Annotated in this window: 16 protein-coding genes and 1 pseudogene; 7 read left to right on the top strand and 10 right to left on the bottom strand. The window is 73.7% G+C overall.

Annotated features, from left to right (window positions below; all coding sequences use genetic code 11):
• Positions 1-793 (top strand): dihydrolipoamide acetyltransferase family protein (locus tag ACFV5N_RS13320; protein WP_385598186.1); only part of this gene is annotated, 793 nt, incomplete at its 5' end.
• A gap of 67 nt (positions 794-860) precedes the next feature.
• On the opposite strand, the gene ACFV5N_RS13315 is transcribed toward ACFV5N_RS13320, so the two are convergent.
• From ACFV5N_RS13315 to ACFV5N_RS13275, 9 genes are all read right to left on the bottom strand, one after another.
• The gene (locus ACFV5N_RS13315; protein WP_385598183.1) at positions 861-1430 is read right to left on the bottom strand and encodes a bacterial proteasome activator family protein; all 570 of its coding nucleotides are present in this window, start codon (positions 1428-1430) and stop codon (positions 861-863) included.
• A 21-nt stretch (positions 1431-1451) separates the two neighbouring features.
• Complete coding sequence (locus ACFV5N_RS13310; protein WP_385598180.1) at positions 1452-4295, bottom strand: ABC transporter permease; 2844 nt, start codon at positions 4293-4295, stop codon at positions 1452-1454.
• Positions 4292-5041 carry an ABC transporter ATP-binding protein gene (locus ACFV5N_RS13305; RefSeq protein ID WP_385598177.1) on the bottom strand — a complete coding sequence of 250 codons (750 nt, stop codon included), beginning with the start codon at positions 5039-5041 and terminating at the stop codon, positions 4292-4294. Before ACFV5N_RS13305 ends, ACFV5N_RS13310 begins: the two co-directional genes overlap by 4 nt.
• Positions 5038-5718: a PadR family transcriptional regulator gene (locus ACFV5N_RS13300; protein ID WP_385598174.1), complete on the bottom strand. Its 681-nt coding sequence runs from the start codon at positions 5716-5718 to the stop codon at positions 5038-5040. The genes ACFV5N_RS13305 and ACFV5N_RS13300 overlap by 4 nt, the downstream gene beginning before the upstream one ends.
• Before the next feature lie 60 nt (positions 5719-5778).
• Positions 5779-6045 (bottom strand): hypothetical protein, encoded by a 267-nt coding sequence (locus ACFV5N_RS13295; protein WP_385598171.1) that lies wholly within the window; start codon positions 6043-6045, stop codon positions 5779-5781.
• A gap of 86 nt (positions 6046-6131) precedes the next feature.
• Positions 6132-7100, bottom strand: a complete 969-nt coding sequence (locus ACFV5N_RS13290) for an NAD(P)H-quinone oxidoreductase (protein WP_385598168.1) — start codon at positions 7098-7100, stop codon at positions 6132-6134.
• A gap of 53 nt (positions 7101-7153) precedes the next feature.
• Entirely contained in the window at positions 7154-8305 is a 1152-nt protein-coding gene (locus ACFV5N_RS13285) for a potassium channel family protein (RefSeq protein WP_385598165.1), read from the bottom strand.
• Positions 8302-9636 carry a molybdopterin molybdotransferase MoeA gene (locus tag ACFV5N_RS13280; RefSeq protein WP_385598188.1) on the bottom strand — a complete coding sequence of 445 codons (1335 nt, stop codon included), beginning with the start codon at positions 9634-9636 and terminating at the stop codon, positions 8302-8304. The genes ACFV5N_RS13285 and ACFV5N_RS13280 overlap by 4 nt, the downstream gene beginning before the upstream one ends.
• The gene (locus ACFV5N_RS13275) at positions 9591-10439 is read right to left on the bottom strand and encodes an NTP transferase domain-containing protein (protein WP_385598162.1); all 849 of its coding nucleotides are present in this window, start codon (positions 10437-10439) and stop codon (positions 9591-9593) included. Before ACFV5N_RS13275 ends, ACFV5N_RS13280 begins: the two co-directional genes overlap by 46 nt.
• Positions 10440-10622: 183 nt before the next feature.
• On the opposite strand from ACFV5N_RS13275, the gene ACFV5N_RS13270 reads away from it, so the two are divergent.
• A complete protein-coding gene (locus ACFV5N_RS13270) occupies positions 10623-10925 on the top strand; it encodes a hypothetical protein (RefSeq protein ID WP_385598159.1) in 303 nt (100 codons plus the stop codon).
• A 54-nt stretch (positions 10926-10979) separates the two neighbouring features.
• Here ACFV5N_RS13270 and ACFV5N_RS13265 read toward each other — a convergent pair whose 3' ends face one another.
• The gene (locus ACFV5N_RS13265; protein WP_385598157.1) at positions 10980-11669 is read right to left on the bottom strand and encodes a nitroreductase family protein; all 690 of its coding nucleotides are present in this window, start codon (positions 11667-11669) and stop codon (positions 10980-10982) included.
• A gap of 107 nt (positions 11670-11776) precedes the next feature.
• On the opposite strand from ACFV5N_RS13265, the gene ACFV5N_RS13260 reads away from it, so the two are divergent.
• The 5 genes and pseudogenes from ACFV5N_RS13260 to ACFV5N_RS13240 all read left to right on the top strand — a co-directional run bounded on the left by ACFV5N_RS13260 (position 11777) and on the right by ACFV5N_RS13240 (position 17058).
• Positions 11777-12394, top strand: coding sequence for a TetR/AcrR family transcriptional regulator (locus tag ACFV5N_RS13260; protein WP_385598154.1), 618 nt, complete (start codon positions 11777-11779; stop codon positions 12392-12394).
• A gap of 212 nt (positions 12395-12606) precedes the next feature.
• Positions 12607-13096, top strand: a pseudogene (locus ACFV5N_RS13255) (GNAT family N-acetyltransferase).
• Between the two features lie 280 nt (positions 13097-13376).
• Positions 13377-13961, top strand: a complete 585-nt coding sequence (locus tag ACFV5N_RS13250; RefSeq protein WP_385598151.1) for a (2Fe-2S)-binding protein — start codon at positions 13377-13379, stop codon at positions 13959-13961.
• Positions 13958-14962 carry an FAD binding domain-containing protein gene (locus ACFV5N_RS13245; RefSeq protein ID WP_385598148.1) on the top strand — a complete coding sequence of 335 codons (1005 nt, stop codon included), beginning with the start codon at positions 13958-13960 and terminating at the stop codon, positions 14960-14962. The genes ACFV5N_RS13250 and ACFV5N_RS13245 overlap by 4 nt, the downstream gene beginning before the upstream one ends.
• Positions 14959-17058: a xanthine dehydrogenase family protein molybdopterin-binding subunit gene (locus ACFV5N_RS13240; RefSeq protein ID WP_385598145.1), complete on the top strand. Its 2100-nt coding sequence runs from the start codon at positions 14959-14961 to the stop codon at positions 17056-17058. Before ACFV5N_RS13245 ends, ACFV5N_RS13240 begins: the two co-directional genes overlap by 4 nt.
• The last annotated feature ends 51 nt before the right edge of the window (positions 17059-17109 follow it).

The following is a 17109-nucleotide window of genomic DNA, read 5'->3' as shown; positions in this document are numbered from 1 at the left end:
CGTCCAGGCCGCCGCCGCGCCCGAGACCGCCCCCGCCCCGGCCGCCGCACCGGCGGAGGAGGCCGTCCCCGGCCCGCAGCCGGCCGAGCGGCCCGGCGAGCGCCGGGTCCCCATCCGGGGGGTGCGCAAGGCCACCGCGCAGGCCATGGTCGACAGCGCGTTCACCGCGCCGCACGTCACCGAGTTCATCACCGTCGACGTCACCCGCACCATGAAGCTGGTGGCCCGGCTCAAGGAGGACCCGGACCTGGCCGGCGTGCGGATCAACCCGCTGCTGATCATCGCCCGCGCCCTGCTGCTGGCCCTGCGCCGCAACCCGGACGCCCACGCCGCCTGGGACGGGGACCGCCAGGAGATCGTCTACAAGGACACCGTCAACCTGGGCATCGCCGCCGCCACCCCGCGCGGTCTGCTCGTCCCCAACATCAAGGACGCCGGCCGCAAGTCACTGGCCGAGCTGGCCACCGCGCTCAGCGACCTGGTGACCACCGCCCGCGAGGGACGGACCACCCCCGCCGACATGCAGGGCGGCACCGTCACCATCACCAACGTCGGGGTCTTCGGGGTGGACAGCGGCACCCCCATCCTCAACCCCGGCGAGTCGGCGATTCTGGCGGTCGGCGCCATCAAGGCCCAGCCCTGGGTCCACAAGGGCAAGGTCAAGCCGCGCCAGGTCACCACCCTGGCGCTCTCCTTCGACCACCGGCTGATCGACGGCGAACTCGGCTCCCGGCTCCTCGCGGACGTGGCCGCCGTCCTCGAACACCCCCGGCGGCTGCTCACCTGGGGCTGACCCCGCCGCACCACCCCAGCGCGAAGGCGCCGGCCCCCGAGGGGACCGGCGCCTTCACCTGTACGGGTCAGAGGTAGGGACCCGACCGGGCCGGGCCGTGCGGATCTCCGGGGTGCTCGCCCTCGTCCGGCAGCGCCCCGGGCGGCAGCGCCCGGCGCATCTGCTCCAGCTGGGCGCGCGCCGCCATCTGCTGCGCGAACAGCGCCGTCTGGATGCCGTGGAAGAGCCCTTCCAGCCAGCCGACCAGCTGCGCCTGGGCGATCCGCAGCTCCGCCTCGGTGGGCAGCCGGTCGTCCGTGAACGGCAGCGACAGCCGTTCCAGCTCCTCCACCAGCTCGGGGGCCAGGCCCTCCTCCAGCTCCTTGACGGAACTGGCGTGGATCTCCTTGAGCCGGTACCGGCTGGCCTCGTCCAGCGGGGCCGCCTTCACCTCCTCCAGCAGCTGCTTGATCATGCTGCCGATCCGCATGACCTTCGCCGGCTGCTCCACCATCTCCGTCACGGGAACCTCCGAGTGCTCCTCGCCGCCCTCGCCGTCACGCGCCGTGGCGTTGGCGAGCGCCATGCCGTCCGGGCCCACGACCAGGACCTGCGGGCTCTGGCTCTCCTGAGAGGGTTCATTCCTCGGCTGAGTCATACCTCCATCATGCAACGAGGGTCACCCCGCGCGCCGGGCCAGGGTCACCCGGGAGCGGGTGAGCACGGCGGCGAAGAGCATCGCGATGAGCGGCACCAGCAGGACCAGCTGGCCCAGGGTCTCCCACGGCAGCGCCAGATGCAGCTCGGGTCGCGGGCCGATATCCCAGCCCTCGGCCGCCTGCTGATCCCACCAGTCGAGCCGCTCCCGGTGGTCCGCCAGCAGCAGTCCCATGGCCGGGACCAGGCCGGAGACGGCGCCGAGCAGCACGCCCATGAAGGCGATCAGCCCGCACTGGAGTCCGGAGAGGGTACGCCGGATCCGGGGCGCCGCGCCGACCGCCGCCAGGGTGGCCAGGTCGGCCTCGGAGTCCGCCTGGGCCAGACCGGTGGCGATGCCGGCCGCGCCGAGGGCGATCACCATGGCGGCGATCGCCAGGATCAGCAGCACCAGGGAGTAGTCGGCCGTGTAGCCGCGCTCGATGGTCCAGGAGGTCTGGGAGCCGAGGACGAGGTCGTCCAGCTCGCCCCGGAACGCCTGCTCCTCCTGGCTGGTGGGCCGGTCCGAGGTCGCGTAGTACGTGCCGGTGAAGGTGGTGCCGAGACCGGCCTGCCGCGCGGTCTCCGGGGTCATGAGCGCGTCCAGGCCGTAGCCGTCGCCGTCCAGGTGGTGGGCGGGCAGGGTGACGGTGCCGGAGGGCTCGTCCTGCTCCCAGCTCTCGTACTGCTCGAAGGTGACCAGGCCCTCGGAGTCGATCTCGTTGCGGTCGAAGACCAGGACCTTGCCGTCCTCCAGCGCCTGCCGGTACTCGGGACGGTCGAGGTCCAGGACCTTCAGGATGTCCGTGTCCCCCACGGCCACCGGTCCCGCGTCGCTCATGCCCCAGCCGGAGTAGGCGCTGAACCGGCAGCGCTCGTCCTGGCGCAGCTCGCGCGTCTCCTGTTCGCTCAGCAGCTCGTCGCTCTCGCCCCACAGCGGGCACTCGTTCTCGGGCGGGATCTGCACGGTCAGGTAGCAGTCGCCGTCGTCCCGGCCGGTGGCGCCCGGGGCGCAGAACTCGGGCGCGGGCCGGGCGGTGGCCAGGTCGGCCCGGTCGGTGACCGGCAGGGTCTTCTCGGCCGCGGCGCGCAGCGGGTCGAGCTGTGACTCGGAGCCGTCCCACATGGTGAGGGCGACGGTGCCGTCCGGGAGGTTCGGTATGTACTCGGCGCGCTCCTGTGCCTGGATGCCCGTCGTCACGGTGGCCACCGCGACCGCGCCGGCCGCGGCGGCCAGCACGGCGGCGACCGCCGGTGCGGTGCGACCCCGGTTGCGGGCGGCGTCACGCAGGGCGAGGCGCCCGGACAGCGGCAGGAAGCGGGCGAGCTTGCCGAAGCCGCCGACCAGCAGCGGGGTGAGGGCCACCAGGCCGAGTTCGGCGATGACGGCGCCGAGTCCGACCATCGTCACATTGCCCATCGACAGGCCGCCGACCAGGGCGATGACCACACCGAGGACCAGCGCGACGGTACCGGCGATCGGCAGGGCCCGGCTGCCGCGGCGCACGCCCTTGGTCCCGGTGAGGGACTCCAGGACGGAGGACCGCGAGGCGTTGATGGCCGGGATCAGCGCGGCGAGGGTACCGATGAACACGGCGAACGCCGCGATCCCGGCGATCTCCAGCCAGCGGAAGTCCCAGGAGCCGAAGCGGGAGCCGCCGATGTTCTCCAGGAACGGCTTGGCCAGCACGACACCGATGACGCCGAGCACGATGCCGACCACGGCCGCCACGGCGCCCAGCACGATGCCGCTGGAGAGCATGACGGCGCGCAGCTGCGCCCGGTCACCGCCGTTGGAGCCGATCAGGCCCAGCTGGCGGCGGGAGCGGCGGGCACCGACCGCGAAGGCGGGCCCGGCCAGCAGGCAGATCTCCAGGACGACCAGCGCGACGGCGACCCCGATGAGGGCGGCGGCCCCGGAGTCGATGCCGGGATCGAACCGGTAGTAGTCGGGGTGCTGGAAGAGCGGCACGTCGGCGTCGGCCGGCGGGTCGAGGTGCACCGCGCGGGAGGCGACCAGGACGCCGTGCTCGTTGGCGGCCTGCACCGCGTCCCACGAGACGCCGCCGTCGACGGCGGCCAGGTAGCTGACGTCCCAGTCGGTGTCGCCGTGCTCCAGCAGCGGCAGCAGGCTGTCGTTGGTGGCGAGCAGCGACGCGGACCGCAGCGAGCCGGGCAGCTCGTAGGAGCCGGTGATGGTGACCTTGTGGTCGATCTCGGCCAGTTCCACCTCGGAACCGACCCGGCTGCCGGTGTCCTTCAGGAACTGCTCGGTGGCGGCCACCTCACCGGGTCCGGTGGGCCAGTCGCCGTCCAGCAGGGTGTACTTGCCCCGGGTCAGCTCGGCGGTGGGGTCGGTCTCCCGGATGTCCGCCCACAGGATGCCGTGTTCGGTGGTGATGTCCGCGTAGCCGGAGCGCTCCTCCAGGACGGTGGCGCCCTCGGGCAGCACGTCCTCGATGCGGAACGCGTCGGCGGGCTCCTCGTCCCCCTCCCCGTCGTCGCCGGGGTCGCGGGTGATCTGATCCGGGCCCCGGCTCTCGCTGTCCCAGGAGGAGGACCACAGTTCGGCCAGGTCGGTGGGGTGCTGGAGGATCGGGACGCCGGCCTCGTGGATCTCGTACCGGGCGTCGGCGGTGCCGATCTCCCGGGACAGCCACTCCTCGGTGGACAGCTGGCTGCTGCGCACCGCCAGGTCCGCGCCCGCCACCCCGAGGATGGGCAGCGCGATCATGGCGACCACCAGGGCGCTGCGGCCCTTGGCGCGCAGCGCGTCGCGGCGGGCGACGCGCAGCCCGAGCCGCCAGCGGTTGAGTGTCTTGTTCACCGCTTCACCTCGGAGGTGAGCAGCGACTCGGCGGTCGGGGAGACGGTCTGGTCGACCATGGTGCCGTCCCGCAGGAACACGACCCGGTCCGCCCAGGCGGCGTACCGGGACTCGTGGGTCACCATGACGCCGGCCGCGCCCTCGTCGCAGCGCTTGCGCAGCAGGGCGAGGACGGCCTCGCCGGTCTCGGAGTCCAGCGCCCCGGTGGGTTCGTCGGACAGGACGAGGCGGCGGTCGCCGACGAGGGCGCGGGCGATGGCGACGCGCTGCCGCTGGCCGCCGGACATCTCGTCGGGGAAGCGGTCGGCGACCTCGGTGAGGTTGATCTCCTCCAGCGCGGCCAGGGCTTCCTTGCGGGCGGCGCGGGCGGATATGCCGTCGAGTTCGCGGGGGAGGGCGATGTTCTCGGCGGCGGTGAGGGCCGGGATGAGGTTGTAGTCCTGGAAGACGTAGCCGATGCTGGTGCGCCGGATCTTGGCGAGCTGGCTCTTGTTGAGGGTTCCGAGGTCGGTGCCCTCGATGAGGACCTGCCCGCTGGAGGCGTTGTCCAGGCCGCCGGCCAGGGTGAGCAGGGTGGACTTGCCGGATCCGGACGGGCCCATCACGGCGACGAACTCACCGGCGCTGACGGTCAGGTCGATGTCGCGCAGCGCGTGGACGGTGGTGACGCCGGTGCCGTGGACGCGGCCGAGGCCGCGCAGTTCGAGGATGGGTGCGGCGCCGGAGGCGGCGGTCGGGCTGGTCATGCGGTGGTTCCCCCCGTGATGCGGTGGTGCGCGTCTGCGTCGTCGTGTGCGTCGTATGCGTCGTGGTGCTGCTCGTCGCGGGCGTCGTGGTCGGCGCCGGTGTCATCGGGCTGTGTCCCGGTTCGTGGCCTCGCGGGGCGCCGGGCGGCGAGGCGCATCAGTCGGGACTCGCAGTGGTCCAGCCAGCGGGCTTCGGCCTCGGCGGAGAAGATCAGCTGTTCCAGGACGAGCAGCCAGGCGATTTCCTCGCCGCTCTCCGGGCCGCCGCCGGCGAGCGCCTGGGCCTTGAGGCGGGTGTAGTCCTGCATGGCCTTGAGGGTGTGGTGGCGCTGCGCCTGGATGATCGCGCCGACGTCGACGCCCTCGGTGCCGACCGCCATGGCGAGTTTGATGGCGAGTTCGTCCCGGGAGGGGTGGGTGCGGTCGACGGGCTGCCGGTACCACTCAGCGAGTTCACGGCGGCCGTTGTCGGTGATGCGGTAGCGCTGCTGCTTGCCGTCGCGTTCGCCGGCGGGCTCGATGAGCGCGTCGCGTTCGAGACGGGAGAGGGTGGTGTAGACCTGGCCGATGTTGAGCGGCCAGGTGGCGCCGGTGCGGGACTCGAATTCGGCGCGCAGCTGGGAACCGTACTTGGGCCCGTAGTCGAGCAGGGCCAGCAAGCCGTAGCGGATGGACATACCGCGTATGTATACCGAGTATGTTCCCCGCTGGCAAACCGGTGAGCGGCTTGTTGCCCGTCAGATACGCCGCAGTCGCAAGGCCAGGACGCCGAGCCCCGCCCCGAGGCAGGCGAGCCCGGCGCCCAGCGGCAGGACCGGCAGGACCTCGCCGCCCCGCACCACGCGGTCCGCCTCGCGGTACGGGGCGGGCTCGCCGTACTGCCGGGCCGTGCCGTGACCGGCGCCGCCGTCATCGGCGCGCGCGGCGCCCGGTGCGGCGAGCAGGAGAAGAGTGGCGAGCGCCGCCGTGATCACGATGAATTCCGTCCACACCCACACCCTCACAGCGCTCGATCCTCCGTAGACCGTCCGATGATGTGTCCAGCGTCACATATACGAAGGAAACGGGCATCTCGAACACGGGGAAAACGTCAGGGTGTCAGGATGATCTTCCCGGTGTGGCCGCTGCGTTCCACGATCCGGTGCGCCTCACCTGCCTCGCTCATCGGCAGCACCCGGTCCACCACCGGACGCACCCGCCCCTCCTCGATCAGCGGCCACACCCCCTCGCGCACCGCTGCCACGATCGCCGCCTTCTCCCCGGCCGACCGCGCCCGCAGCGACGTCGCGGTCACCGTCGCCCGCTTCGCGAGCAGCGCCCCCAGGTTCAACTCGCCCTTGCGGCCTCCCTGGAGCCCGATCACCGCCAGCCGCCCCCCGGTGGCCAGCACCCGCACATTCCGGTCCAGATAGGAGGCGCCCATGATGTCCAGCACCACATCGACCTCCCCGCGCAGCACCTCGGCGAAGTCCCGCTCCCGGTAGTTGATCAGCACCTCCGCCCCCAACTCGCGGCACACCGCCAGCTTCTCCGCGCTCCCGGCCGTCACCGCCACCCGCGCCCCGCGCGCCACCGCCAGCTGGATCGCCATCGTCCCGATCCCGCTGCCGCCCCCGTGCACCAGCAGCGTCTGCCCGGCCCGCAGCCCGGACTCGCCCCAGAAGACGTTCGACCACACCGTGCACACCACCTCGGGCAGCGCGGCGGCCTCCACCAGCGACACCCCCGCCGGCACCGGCAGCACCTGCCCCGCCGGGACCACCACCCGCTGCGCGTACCCGCCGCCGCTCAGCAGCGCGCACACCGGCTCCCCGGCCGACAGGCCCCGCACCCCGGGACCGACGGCGGCGACCGTGCCCGAACACTCAAGACCCGGATACGGCGAGGCCCCCGGCGGCGGATCGTAGAACCCCTGCCGCTGCAGCAGATCCGCCCGGTTGACGGCGGAGGCGGCGACCTCGATCAGCACCTCCCCCGCACCGGGAGCCGCCGGCTCCGCCACCTCGCTCCACGCCAGCACTTCCGGACCGCCGGGCTCCGTGATCGTGATCGCTCTCATGCCCCGACGCTATCGCCCCGGCACCCGCCGGTGGGCGGGCCCCGCGCCACCGGTCAGCGGCGCGGGATGCGCCAGGAGCCCGGACCCCGCTGCGGCTTGCCCCCCTCGCCGTCCACGGCCGGCGGATGGGACTCCTCCCCCGCCCGGATCCGGTGGATCACCACCAGCCGGTCGGTCAGCTCCAGCGTCGCCGCGTCCGGGTGGTCGAAGGGCAGCAGCCGGTGGCCCCGTATCACCGAGACGACCAGGTCATCGACCTCGCGCGGGGACCGGCCCGCCTCCGCCTTCGTCACCGGCCGCTCCCGCAGGGACAGGCCCGTGCCCTGCTGGATCAGGTCCTCCATCACCGCGCCGCTGCTCGGGCTGATCATCGACAGACCGAGCAGCCGGCCGACCGCGCTGGCGCTGGTGATCACCGAATCCGCGCCGGACTGCTTGAGCAGCGGCACGTTCTCCTCCTCGCGCACCGAGGCGACGATCTTGACGGTCTTGCTGAGCTGGCGGGCGGTCAGCGCCACCAGCACGGCCGTGTCGTCGCGCTGGGTGGAGATCACGATCTGCCGGGCCCGGTCCGCGCGGGCCCGGACCAGGACGTCGCTGCGGGTCGCGTCGCCGACCACGCCCGCGTACCCGGCGGCGTTGGCGGCGGCCACCACGCCCTTGCTCGGATCCACCACGACGATCTGCTCCTGCGGCAGCCCGGTGCTCATCAGGGTCTCGGCGGCGCTGCGGCCCTTGGTGCCGAAACCGACGATGACGGTGTGATCGCGCAAGATCTTCCTCCAGTGGGCCAGCCGCCACTGCTCGCGGGTGCGCTCGGTCAGGACTTCCAGTGTCGTCCCGACCAGGATGATCAGGAACAGTATGCGCAGCGGTGTGATGAGGAACGTGGTGAGCAGCCGCGCCTTGTCGGTGTACGGCACGATGTCGCCGTAACCGGTCGTCGAGAGCGAGACCGTGACGTAGTAGAGGGCGTCGAGGAAACCCACCGGCTCCCCGGTGATGTTGTCCCGGTAGCCGCTGCGGTCGAAGTACACGATCACGACCGCCGCCGCCATCACCGCCACCGCCATCAGCAGCCGGCGCGCCACCTGGAGCAGCGGGCCGCCCACCGAGCGCGGCAGATGGACGCCGTGCGACTGGTCGTCGGCGTCGCCGCGCTGCGGTGGCACGGTCGGGAAGGCGGCGAGATTCGGCAGTCTCATGCCCCGGGAAGCTCCAGCAACTGAACCGGATCGTCCGGCGCGAGCCCGCCGGGCGGGACGACGGCGAGCGCGGACGCGGCGGCGATGCCGCGCAGCATCGCCGGGCCCGCGTAGTTCAGCGGCACGACCGGACCGCCGTCGGCCGGGCGGCGCACCGGTACGAGATGGGTGTCGGTGCGGTGCCCGGCGAACGCCTCGCCCGCGGTGCCGGCCCGGGTGGCCGGCGGCATCCGGCCGGACAGCGCGTGGAGCAGCGGCGCGGCCAGGGTCAGCAGCCCGGCCACCGCGGCCAGCGGATTGCCCGGGAGGCCGACGACGGGCGTGCCCCCGTCCGGCAGTTCGGCCAGCAGCATGGGGTGGCCCGGGCGGACGGTGACCCCGCCGACGAGGGTGGTGGCGCCCAGCGCGCGCAGGGTGGTGCGCAGATGGTCGACCGGACCCGAGGCGGTACCGCCGGTGGTGACGATGAGGTCGGCGCGGCTGGTCTCGACGGCCTCGCGCAGCGCGTCGGCGTCGTCGCCCAGCCGCCGGGTGACCAGCACCTCGGCGCCCAGGGCGGTCAGCCAGGGGCCGGTCATCGGGCCGAGCGCGTCCCGGATGCGGCCGTCGTGCGGCAGGCCGCGGTGCAGCAGTTCGTCGCCGAGGACCAGCACCTCGACGCGCGGCAGCGGGTGGACGTCCAGCTCGTCGTACCCGGCGGCGGCGGCCAGCCCGAGCGCGGCCGGGGCGAGCCGGGTACCGGCGGGCAGCAGTTCGGCGCCGGAGCGGCACTCCTGGGCGCGGGGGCGGATGTCGGCGCCGAGCCGGGGCAGCCGGCCGCGCAGCCTTCCGGCGCGGGCCGTGCCGTGTTCGGCGCGGACGATCCCGGTGGTGCCCTCCGGCACCCGGGCGCCGGTCGCGATGCGCACGGCCTGGCCGTCGGCCAGCGGGTCCGGGCGGCCGGGCGCGCCGGCCAGCAGACCGGGACCGGCCAGCTCCCAGGGGCCGGGGCCCGACACCGCCCAGCCGTCCATGGCGGAGGTGTCGAAGGCCGGCAGATCGGTGAGCGCGGTCAGCGGTGCCGCCAGGGTGTGGCCGAGCGCCCGGTCCAGCGGGAGCCGGCGCGGCGGCAGCGGTACGGCGCTGCGGTACGCGACGGTGCGGGCCGACTCCCAGGTGTGCGGCGGAGCGGGGCGCCGGTCGGGGGCGTCGGCGGGGTCGGGGACGAGGGGGGCCGCGGGTCGGTGGGCGGGGTGGTCGGGGCGGTGCCCGTTGGCGAGGGCGAGCGCCTCGTCGAACTCGTCGGTCATGCGGGGCGTCCTTCGTCCTGCTGTTCCTGTTCCTGCGCCCAGCGGGCGGCGAGTGCGGCGACCCGGCGGGCGGCCTCGGCGGGGGCGATCTGGTGCTGGGCCGCGGCGTACCCGATCAGGAAGGTGGTGAGCGGGGCGGCCGGCCGGGCCACCCCGTGCGCCACGTCGCGGGCCGCGTCGAGCAGCACGGTGCGGTCCAGGCCCGGGTCGATGTCGAGTTCGGCGTTGACGGCGGCGATCCATTCGTCCAGCACGGTCCCATGCTCCTTGATCCGGACCCGGGCGGCGGCGATCTCGGCCCAGGTGTCGCAGTCGAACGTTGTGGTGGTCCCGGCCCGCCGGTGCAGGGTGAGAGCCGGGAGCAGCGTACGCAGCGGGGCGCCGTGGACGGCGGGCAGCCCGGCCAGTGCGCGGCGCAGCGGCTCGGTGCGGTACACGGCGGTGAGGGGCTGGTCGCGGCCGTCCGCGTCCTGCTCCAGTACGCCGTCCGCGCGGGGCGGGAGGGCGGCCAGCAGGGCGCGGGGGGTGGCGGGGGTGAGGAAGGGGAGGTCGGTGGCGAGGACGGCGACCAGCCCGGCGGTGACCTCGGCGGCGCCGACCCCGGCCGCGAGCGCGGCGAGCGGGCCGCCGCCCGGCGGGTCCTCGCGCACCCAGTGCACCGGGCGCCGGGTGGGGCGGGGCGGGCCGACGACGACGGTGCGGCGGGCGTCGCGGCAGGCGTCGAGCACCCGGTCGAGCAGCGGCCGGCCGCCGACGGTCACCGCCGCCTTGTCCGCCCCGCCGAGGCGGCGCGCGGCGCCGCCGGCGAGGACGATGGCGTCGAACACGGGTGGGTCGTCCGTCACGTTCCGCACTGTAGACGAGGCACGGTGACCGGGGCGCGGCCCTGCCCGGCCATCTCGCGACCGGGCCCTTTCACTCTCCGGGGTGATGACGCAACGGTGCGGCGATGACTACTCTGCGTAATGAAGGTTCGACGTGGGGTGGAGCCGCCGCCCCGGCGATGTTCTTCCGAGGAGTGGAGTGCGATGGGTGCGCGTCTGGCCGCTGTGGCCGGTCTGGTGGCGATCGCCGTGGGCTCGGGGACGGTTCTCGCCGCCCCGGCGTCCGCGGCACACGGGGAGCTGCGGGGCAAGAACTGGTTCGTGACCAACCCCAGCGGCTGCGTCAACGTCCCCGAGCTGCCGCTGAAGGTCTACAACTTCACCAATGAGTACGCCCTCGTCTACCAGCACCGGGACTGTACGGGGGCGATCGCCGAAGTCGTCGCGCCCGGTGGCACGTCCGGTGACTTCTCCGCCTCGATCGGCAGATCCGTCTGGGTCGACTAGCCGGCCGCGGCGGGGTCGTCACCGGTGCCCCGTGCCACCGTGCCACCGGCGCCGTCAGCCGTGGAAGGTGGTGGTCGACTCCAGGGGAGCCCGTTCGGTCCGTACCCGGTTCACCGGCGCGCTCTCGTCGGCGTATCCGAAGGAGACGCCGACGAGCAGCTTTCCCGTGGTGACGCCGAGTTCGGCGCGGACGGTGTCCGCGTAGAAGCTCAGCAGTCCCTGCGGGCAGCTGTCCACGCCGTACGCCGTCATGGCCAGCAGCAGTGTCTGGAGGTAGGCGCCGGTATCCGCGGCCAGCCGGGCCTGTCCGTCGCCGTGGACGAAGAGGAAGGCGGCGTGCGGCGCGCCGTAGAAACGCAGGCTTTCCGCGTCGTAGGCCGCACGTTCCGGGTGATCGTCGGGGCCGATGCCCAGCGCTCCGTACAGTTCGGCGCCGAACGCCGCGCGGCGGGTCCGGTGCACCTGCGCGTACATGTCCTCGGTGTACGGGAAGTCCACCGACTGGCGCTGTTCGGCGTGGGCCCTGTGGAGCGCGTCGGCCAGGCGGTGGCGGGCGGCACCGCTGACCACCTCCACCTGCCACGGCTGGGTGTTGGAGTTGGACGGCGCGGTGCCGGCCAGCGAGAAGATCGTGCGCAGCGTCTCCTCGGGGACCGGGTCGGGGCGGAACGCCCGGGTCGCGTGGCGGCCGCGTATCAGCTTCTCGGCGCTGCTGCTCAGCTCGGTGGGGGCGGGCCTGGTCATGGGACTCCTCGATGACGGAAGGGGTGAAGTAAACGGAACCGTTTACGTAGGACGGTCATCGTAGCGTGACGCGGCGACTCAAGTAAACGAATGCGTATACTTTCTCCATGGACACGACCGCGAGGACGACGGCCACGGCATCCCGGCGGCCGGGGCGCGGCGGGCGGGAGCGCATTCTGGCCGCCGCCACCCGGCTGTTCGCGACCCAGGGCATCGGCGCCACCGGCATGGAACAGGTCGCCGAGGAGGCGCCGGTGTCCAAGCGGACGCTCTACGCGCACTTCCGCACCAAGAACGACCTGGTCATCGCCCACTTGCAGGGCCTCGCACAGTCGGGGGCGACCCTGGAGGCCGTGCTGACCCGCGAGGACATCCCGCCGCGCGACCGGATCCACGGGCTGTTCGACCAGCCGGTGCCGGACGCGGCCCCGGTGCGCGGCTGTCCGTTCATCGACGCCGCCGCGGAGTTCCCCGACCCGGAGAGCGCCGTGCACGCCTACGCCCGGGAACAGAAGCTGCGCATGGTGCGGCTGATCGCCGCGGTGCTGACGGAACTGGGCTGCCACGAACCCCTCCCGCTCGCCGAGCAACTGGCCACCCTCGCCGACGGGGCGGCCAGCCGGGCCATGGTGCTGGACGACGCGGACTACGGCCGGCACGCGCGGGCCGCGGCCGGCATCCTCCTCGACCACGCGTTGCGGGAAAGCGCGGGACAGGGCCGATGAGGGGGAGGGCCCGCGTCGCGCCGGCGGCCCCGGCCCGGCGGCGCCACCCGGAGCCGCCAACGGATGTCGCCGGACTCCCTCGGCAGTACACGGCGGAGGGCGGGTCGGCGCGTCCGGCCATCTGATCAGGCGCCCGAGGCGAACACGTGCGAGCGGGCGCCAATGGGGAAAAGCGGTGGCCCGGCCGCGGCGATCGGTGGGACCGTGGGCTGATGCTGATCAGGGAAGCCACCGCCGCCGACTGGCCCGCCATCTGGCCCTTCTTCCACACGATCGTCGCGGCGGGCGAGACCTTCACCTACCCGGCCGATCTCACCGAGGAGCAGGGCCGTGAGGCGTGGCTTCTCTCCGCCCCGAACCGCACGGTCGTCGCCGTCGACGACGCCGGAACCGTGGTGGGCACGGCGAAGATGAACAACAACCACCTGGGGAACGCCTCGCACATCGCGAGCGCCGGCTACATGGTCGACCCGGCACGCTCCGGCCGGGGCGTGGGCCGGGCCCTGTGCGAGTACACCCTGCGGTGGGCGCGCGAGGCCGGCTTCCGGGGCGATGCAGTTCAACGCCGTCGTGGAGACGAACGACCCCGCGGTGCGCCTCTACCGTTCGCTCGGCTTCGAGGTGCTGGGCACCCTCCCGGAAGGCTTCCGGCACCCTGAACACGGTTACGTCGGCCTCCACATCATGCACCGCACCCTGTGAACACCGGCCCGCCCCGGGCTCCGTGCACGGCAGGACAGGACGGAACGCCGGATCGGACGGCCGTACCACCGCCCGGAGGCGCCGCGGAGGCCGGCGCGACAGTCCACCGCGGCCCGTCATCAGCGGCGCCACCTCCCCCGGGCCGGCCACGGCACGTCCGTCGAGACGAACACCCACCGGCATCCGAAACGCGGGAGGAACTCCGCCCGTTGCTACCGCCATCGGTGTGAGCCGGCGCCGCGCGCCGTGTGAGCGGTGGTGAGCCGGGTACCCGGCCGCGATGCATACCGAAATCACCGTGCGGGTCGACGGGACGGCCCATCGGCTGACCGTCGACACCCGCACGACGCTGCTGGACGCGCTGCGCGAACGGCTGGGAGTGACCAGTCCCAAGAAGGGCTGCGACCACGGGCAGTGCGGCGCGTGCACGGTGCTGTCCGGCGGGAAGCGCGTGCTGAGCTGCCTCACCCTCGCCGTCACCCAGGACGGCGCCCGGGTCACCACCGCCGAAGGGCTCGCCGCCGAGGACACCGCCCCCGGCCGGGACGGCACCGGCGACGGACGCGCCGGTGAGGAGGACGCCGACGGCCCCCTGCACCCGGTGCAGCGCGCCTTCATCGACTGCGACGCGTTCCAGTGCGGCTACTGCACCCCAGGACAGGTCGTCTCCGCCGTCGGCATGCTCCAGGAGTTCGCCCGGGGCTGGCCGAGCGCCGTCACCGACGGCGGCCGGGAACCGCGCCTCGACCGCGCCGAGATCGCCGAACGGATGAGCGGCAACCTGTGCCGGTGCGCCGCGTACGTCAACATCGTGCCGGCCATCCAGCAGGCCGCGTCGGCGGGCGGCACGGAGGTGGCGGGGTGAGGCCGTTCGAGTACCGCAGCCCCGCGGACGCCGCGGACGCCGTGCGCAGCGTCGCCGCGGATCCGACCGCCGTCTTCCTCGGCGGCGGCACCAATCTGGTCGACCACCTCAAGCTGGGTGTCGCCGCACCCGGTCTGGTCGTCGGTCTCGCCGGCCTGCTGTCCACCGAGGTCGAGGAAGTGGACGGGGCGACCCTGCGGATCGGCGCGGGCGTCAGCAACAGCGAACTCGCCGCCGACCGGCGGGTACGCGAACGGTTCCCCGTCCTGTCCCAGGCCCTGCTGTCCGGCGCGTCGGGACAACTGCGCAACATGGCCACCACCGGCGGCAACCCCCTGCAGCGGACCCGCTGCGTGTACTTCCAGGACGTCACCACACCCTGCAACAAGCGGCAGCCGGGCTCGGGCTGCTCGGCCCTCGGCGGCTGGACCCGCAACCACGCGATCCTCGGGGCGTCCGAGCACTGCGTCGCCGTCCACCCCTCCGACATGGCCGTGGCGATGACGGCACTCGACGCCCGGGTGCGGGTGCTCGGCCCGGACGGCGAGCGCACGATCCCGTTCGGGGAACTCCACCGGCTGCCCGGCGACACACCCGAGCGCGACACGGTGCTCGGACACGGCGAGCTGATCACCGCCATCGACCTCCCGGCCCAGCCCCTCGCCCGCCGGTCGGCCTACCGCAAGGTGCGCGACCGCGCCTCGTACGCCTTCGCCCTGGTCAGCGTCGCCGCGGCCGTCGAGGTGGCGGACGGCGTCATCACCGACGCCCGGATCGCGTTCGGCGGCGTGGCGCACGCCCCGTGGCGCGCCCGCCGGGCCGAGGACGTACTGCGCGGCTCCGAGGCGACCGAGGAGACCTACCGCGCCGCCGCCGACGCCGAACTCGCCGACGCCCGGCCGGTCGACGGGCTGGACGGCGGCAACGCGTTCAAGATCCCCCTGCTGCGCCGCACCCTCGCCGCCACCCTGCGCGGCCTGGCCGGAGAGGACGCACGATGACCTTCCTCAGCACCCCGGACGCCATCGGCAGCGACCTGCCCCGCCGGGACGGGCCCGCCAAGGTACGGGGCACCGCCGTCTACGCCTACGAGACCCCCGCCGAGGGCGCCGCCTACGTGCACCCGGTCCAGGCCACGATCGCCCGCGGACGGATCACCGCGGTGGATACCGCCGCCGCCGAAGCACTCGACGGCGTGGCCGCGGTGCTCACGCCCGCCACCGCCGAGCGGCTGGCCTCCACCGAGGACCGGGAGCTGGCGGCCCTCCAGGACGAGGAGGTCGCCTTCCGGGGCCAGGTCGTCGCCCTCGTCGTCGCCGACAGCTCCGAGACCGCGCGGCACGCCGCGTCCCTGGTCCGGGTGGACTACGCGCGTCAGCCGCACGACGCCGAACTGCGGGCCGACCGCGACGACCTGTACGCGCCCGAGCAGGTGAACCCCGCCTTCCCCACCGACACCACCGAGGGCGACGTGGACGCGGCGCTGGCCGCCGCCGAGGTGACCGTCCAGCAGACGTACACCACGGCGATGAACCACAACAACCCGATGGAGCCGCACGCCACGACGGCCCGGTGGGACCCGGCGGACGGCGGCTCGCTCACCCTGTGGGACTCCACCCAGGGCGTCCATCCGACGCGCACCACCCTGGCCCGGGTGTTCGGCCTCGACGAGGAGCGGATCCGGGTCGTGTGCCCGTACGTCGGTGGCGGCTTCGGCTCCAAGGGGCAGCCGCACGTCAACGTGGTGCTCGCCGCGCTGGCGGCGCGGGCGCTTCCCGGCCGCCCGGTGCGGCTGGCCCTGACCCGCCAGCAGATGTTCTGCCTCGCCGGCTACCGCACCCCGACGATCCTGCGCTGCTCCCTCGGCGCCGATCGCGACGGCACCCTCACCGCGCTGGCGGTCGACGTCGTCGAGCAGACCTCGCGGATCAAGGAGTTCGCCGAGCAGACCGGAGTGCCGGCCCGGATCATGTACGCCACCGCGAACCGGCGGACCACCCACCGCCTCGCGGCCCTCGACGTCCCCGTGCCGTCCTGGATGCGCGCCCCCGGCGAGTGCCCGGGGATGTTCGGGCCCGAGGTCGCGATGGACGAACTGGCCGAGCGCCTCGGCATGGACCCCATCGACCTGCGCGTCCGCAACGAACCGGACGTCGAGCCGGGTTCGGGCAAGCCCTTCTCCAGCCGCAACCTCGTCGGCTGCCTGCGGGAAGGAGCCGAACGGTTCGGCTGGGACCGGCGCGACCCCCGGCCCGGCGTGCGCCGCCGCGGCGCCTGGCTGGTCGGCACCGGCGTCGCGGCCTCCACCTACCCGGTCAACCGCATGACGCGGTCGACGGCCGTGATCCGGCGGGAGGGGGACCGCTACGTCGCCGAGATCGGTGCCGCCGACCTCGGCACCGGCACCTGGACCACGCTGCCGCAGATCGCCGCGGACGCGCTCGGGGTGCCGGTCTCCCGGGTGGAGGTGCGGATCGGCGACACCGACTATCCGATGGCGTCGGTGGCCGGCGGCTCCTCCGGCATGACGACCTGGGGCTCGGCGGTGGTCGAGGCCGCCCGCGCGCTGCGCGAACGGTACGGGAACGAGCCGCCGGACGGCGCCGCCGCGACCGGCTCCGTCGGCCGGCCCGACGACCGGTACGCCATGCACGCCTTCGGCGCCCAGTTCGCCGAGGCGCACATCCACGCGGACACCGGCGAGGTGCGGGTGCCGCGCCTGCTCGGGGTGTTCGCCGCGGGCCGGATCATCAACCCGCGCACCGCACGCTCGCAGTTCATCGGCGGGATGACCATGGGGCTGTCCATGGCGCTGCACGAGAGCAGCGTCCTCGATCCCCGCTCCGGCCATGTCGTCAACCACGACCTCGCCGACTACCACATCACGGCGAACGCGGACGTGAGCGAGATCGAGGCGCACTGGCTGCCCGAGCACGACCCGCACGTCAACGCCATGGGGTCGAAGGGCATCGGCGAGATCGGCATCGTGGGGACGGCCGCCGCGGTGTCGAACGCGGTGTGGCACGCCTGCGGGGTGCGGGTACGCGACCTGCCGATCACCCTGGACAAGGTGCTGCCCGCGCTGGAGGACGGCTAGGCCGTCTCTTTCGGATCTTCGTGGATCGGGCCGCGTTGTCGGATGCGGTGC

Source organism: Streptomyces sp. NPDC059853 (assembly GCF_042731495.1).
GTDB lineage: Bacteria > Actinomycetota > Actinomycetes > Streptomycetales > Streptomycetaceae > Streptomyces.
The sequence above is the reverse complement of the archived record's forward strand: the minus strand, read 5'-3'. Positions and strand labels throughout refer to the sequence as shown.

Excerpts from the sequence above, each read along its gene's own strand:
- ACFV5N_RS13250 (WP_385598151.1), top strand. The coding sequence starts at position 13,377 with ATGCATACCGAAATCACCGTGCGGGTCGACGGGACGGCCCATCGGCTG.
- ACFV5N_RS13315 (WP_385598183.1), bottom strand. The coding sequence starts at position 1,430 with ATGACTCAGCCGAGGAATGAACCCTCTCAGGAGAGCCAGAGCCCGCAG.
- ACFV5N_RS13285 (WP_385598165.1), bottom strand. The coding sequence starts at position 8,305 with ATGAGACTGCCGAATCTCGCCGCCTTCCCGACCGTGCCACCGCAGCGC.
- ACFV5N_RS13240 (WP_385598145.1), top strand. The coding sequence starts at position 14,959 with ATGACCTTCCTCAGCACCCCGGACGCCATCGGCAGCGACCTGCCCCGC.
- ACFV5N_RS13270 (WP_385598159.1), top strand. The coding sequence starts at position 10,623 with ATGGGTGCGCGTCTGGCCGCTGTGGCCGGTCTGGTGGCGATCGCCGTG.
- ACFV5N_RS13265 (WP_385598157.1), bottom strand. The coding sequence starts at position 11,669 with ATGACCAGGCCCGCCCCCACCGAGCTGAGCAGCAGCGCCGAGAAGCTG.
- ACFV5N_RS13305 (WP_385598177.1), bottom strand. The coding sequence starts at position 5,041 with ATGACCAGCCCGACCGCCGCCTCCGGCGCCGCACCCATCCTCGAACTG.
- ACFV5N_RS13290 (WP_385598168.1), bottom strand. The coding sequence starts at position 7,100 with ATGAGAGCGATCACGATCACGGAGCCCGGCGGTCCGGAAGTGCTGGCG.
- ACFV5N_RS13260 (WP_385598154.1), top strand. The coding sequence starts at position 11,777 with ATGGACACGACCGCGAGGACGACGGCCACGGCATCCCGGCGGCCGGGG.
- ACFV5N_RS13300 (WP_385598174.1), bottom strand. The coding sequence starts at position 5,718 with ATGTCCATCCGCTACGGCTTGCTGGCCCTGCTCGACTACGGGCCCAAG.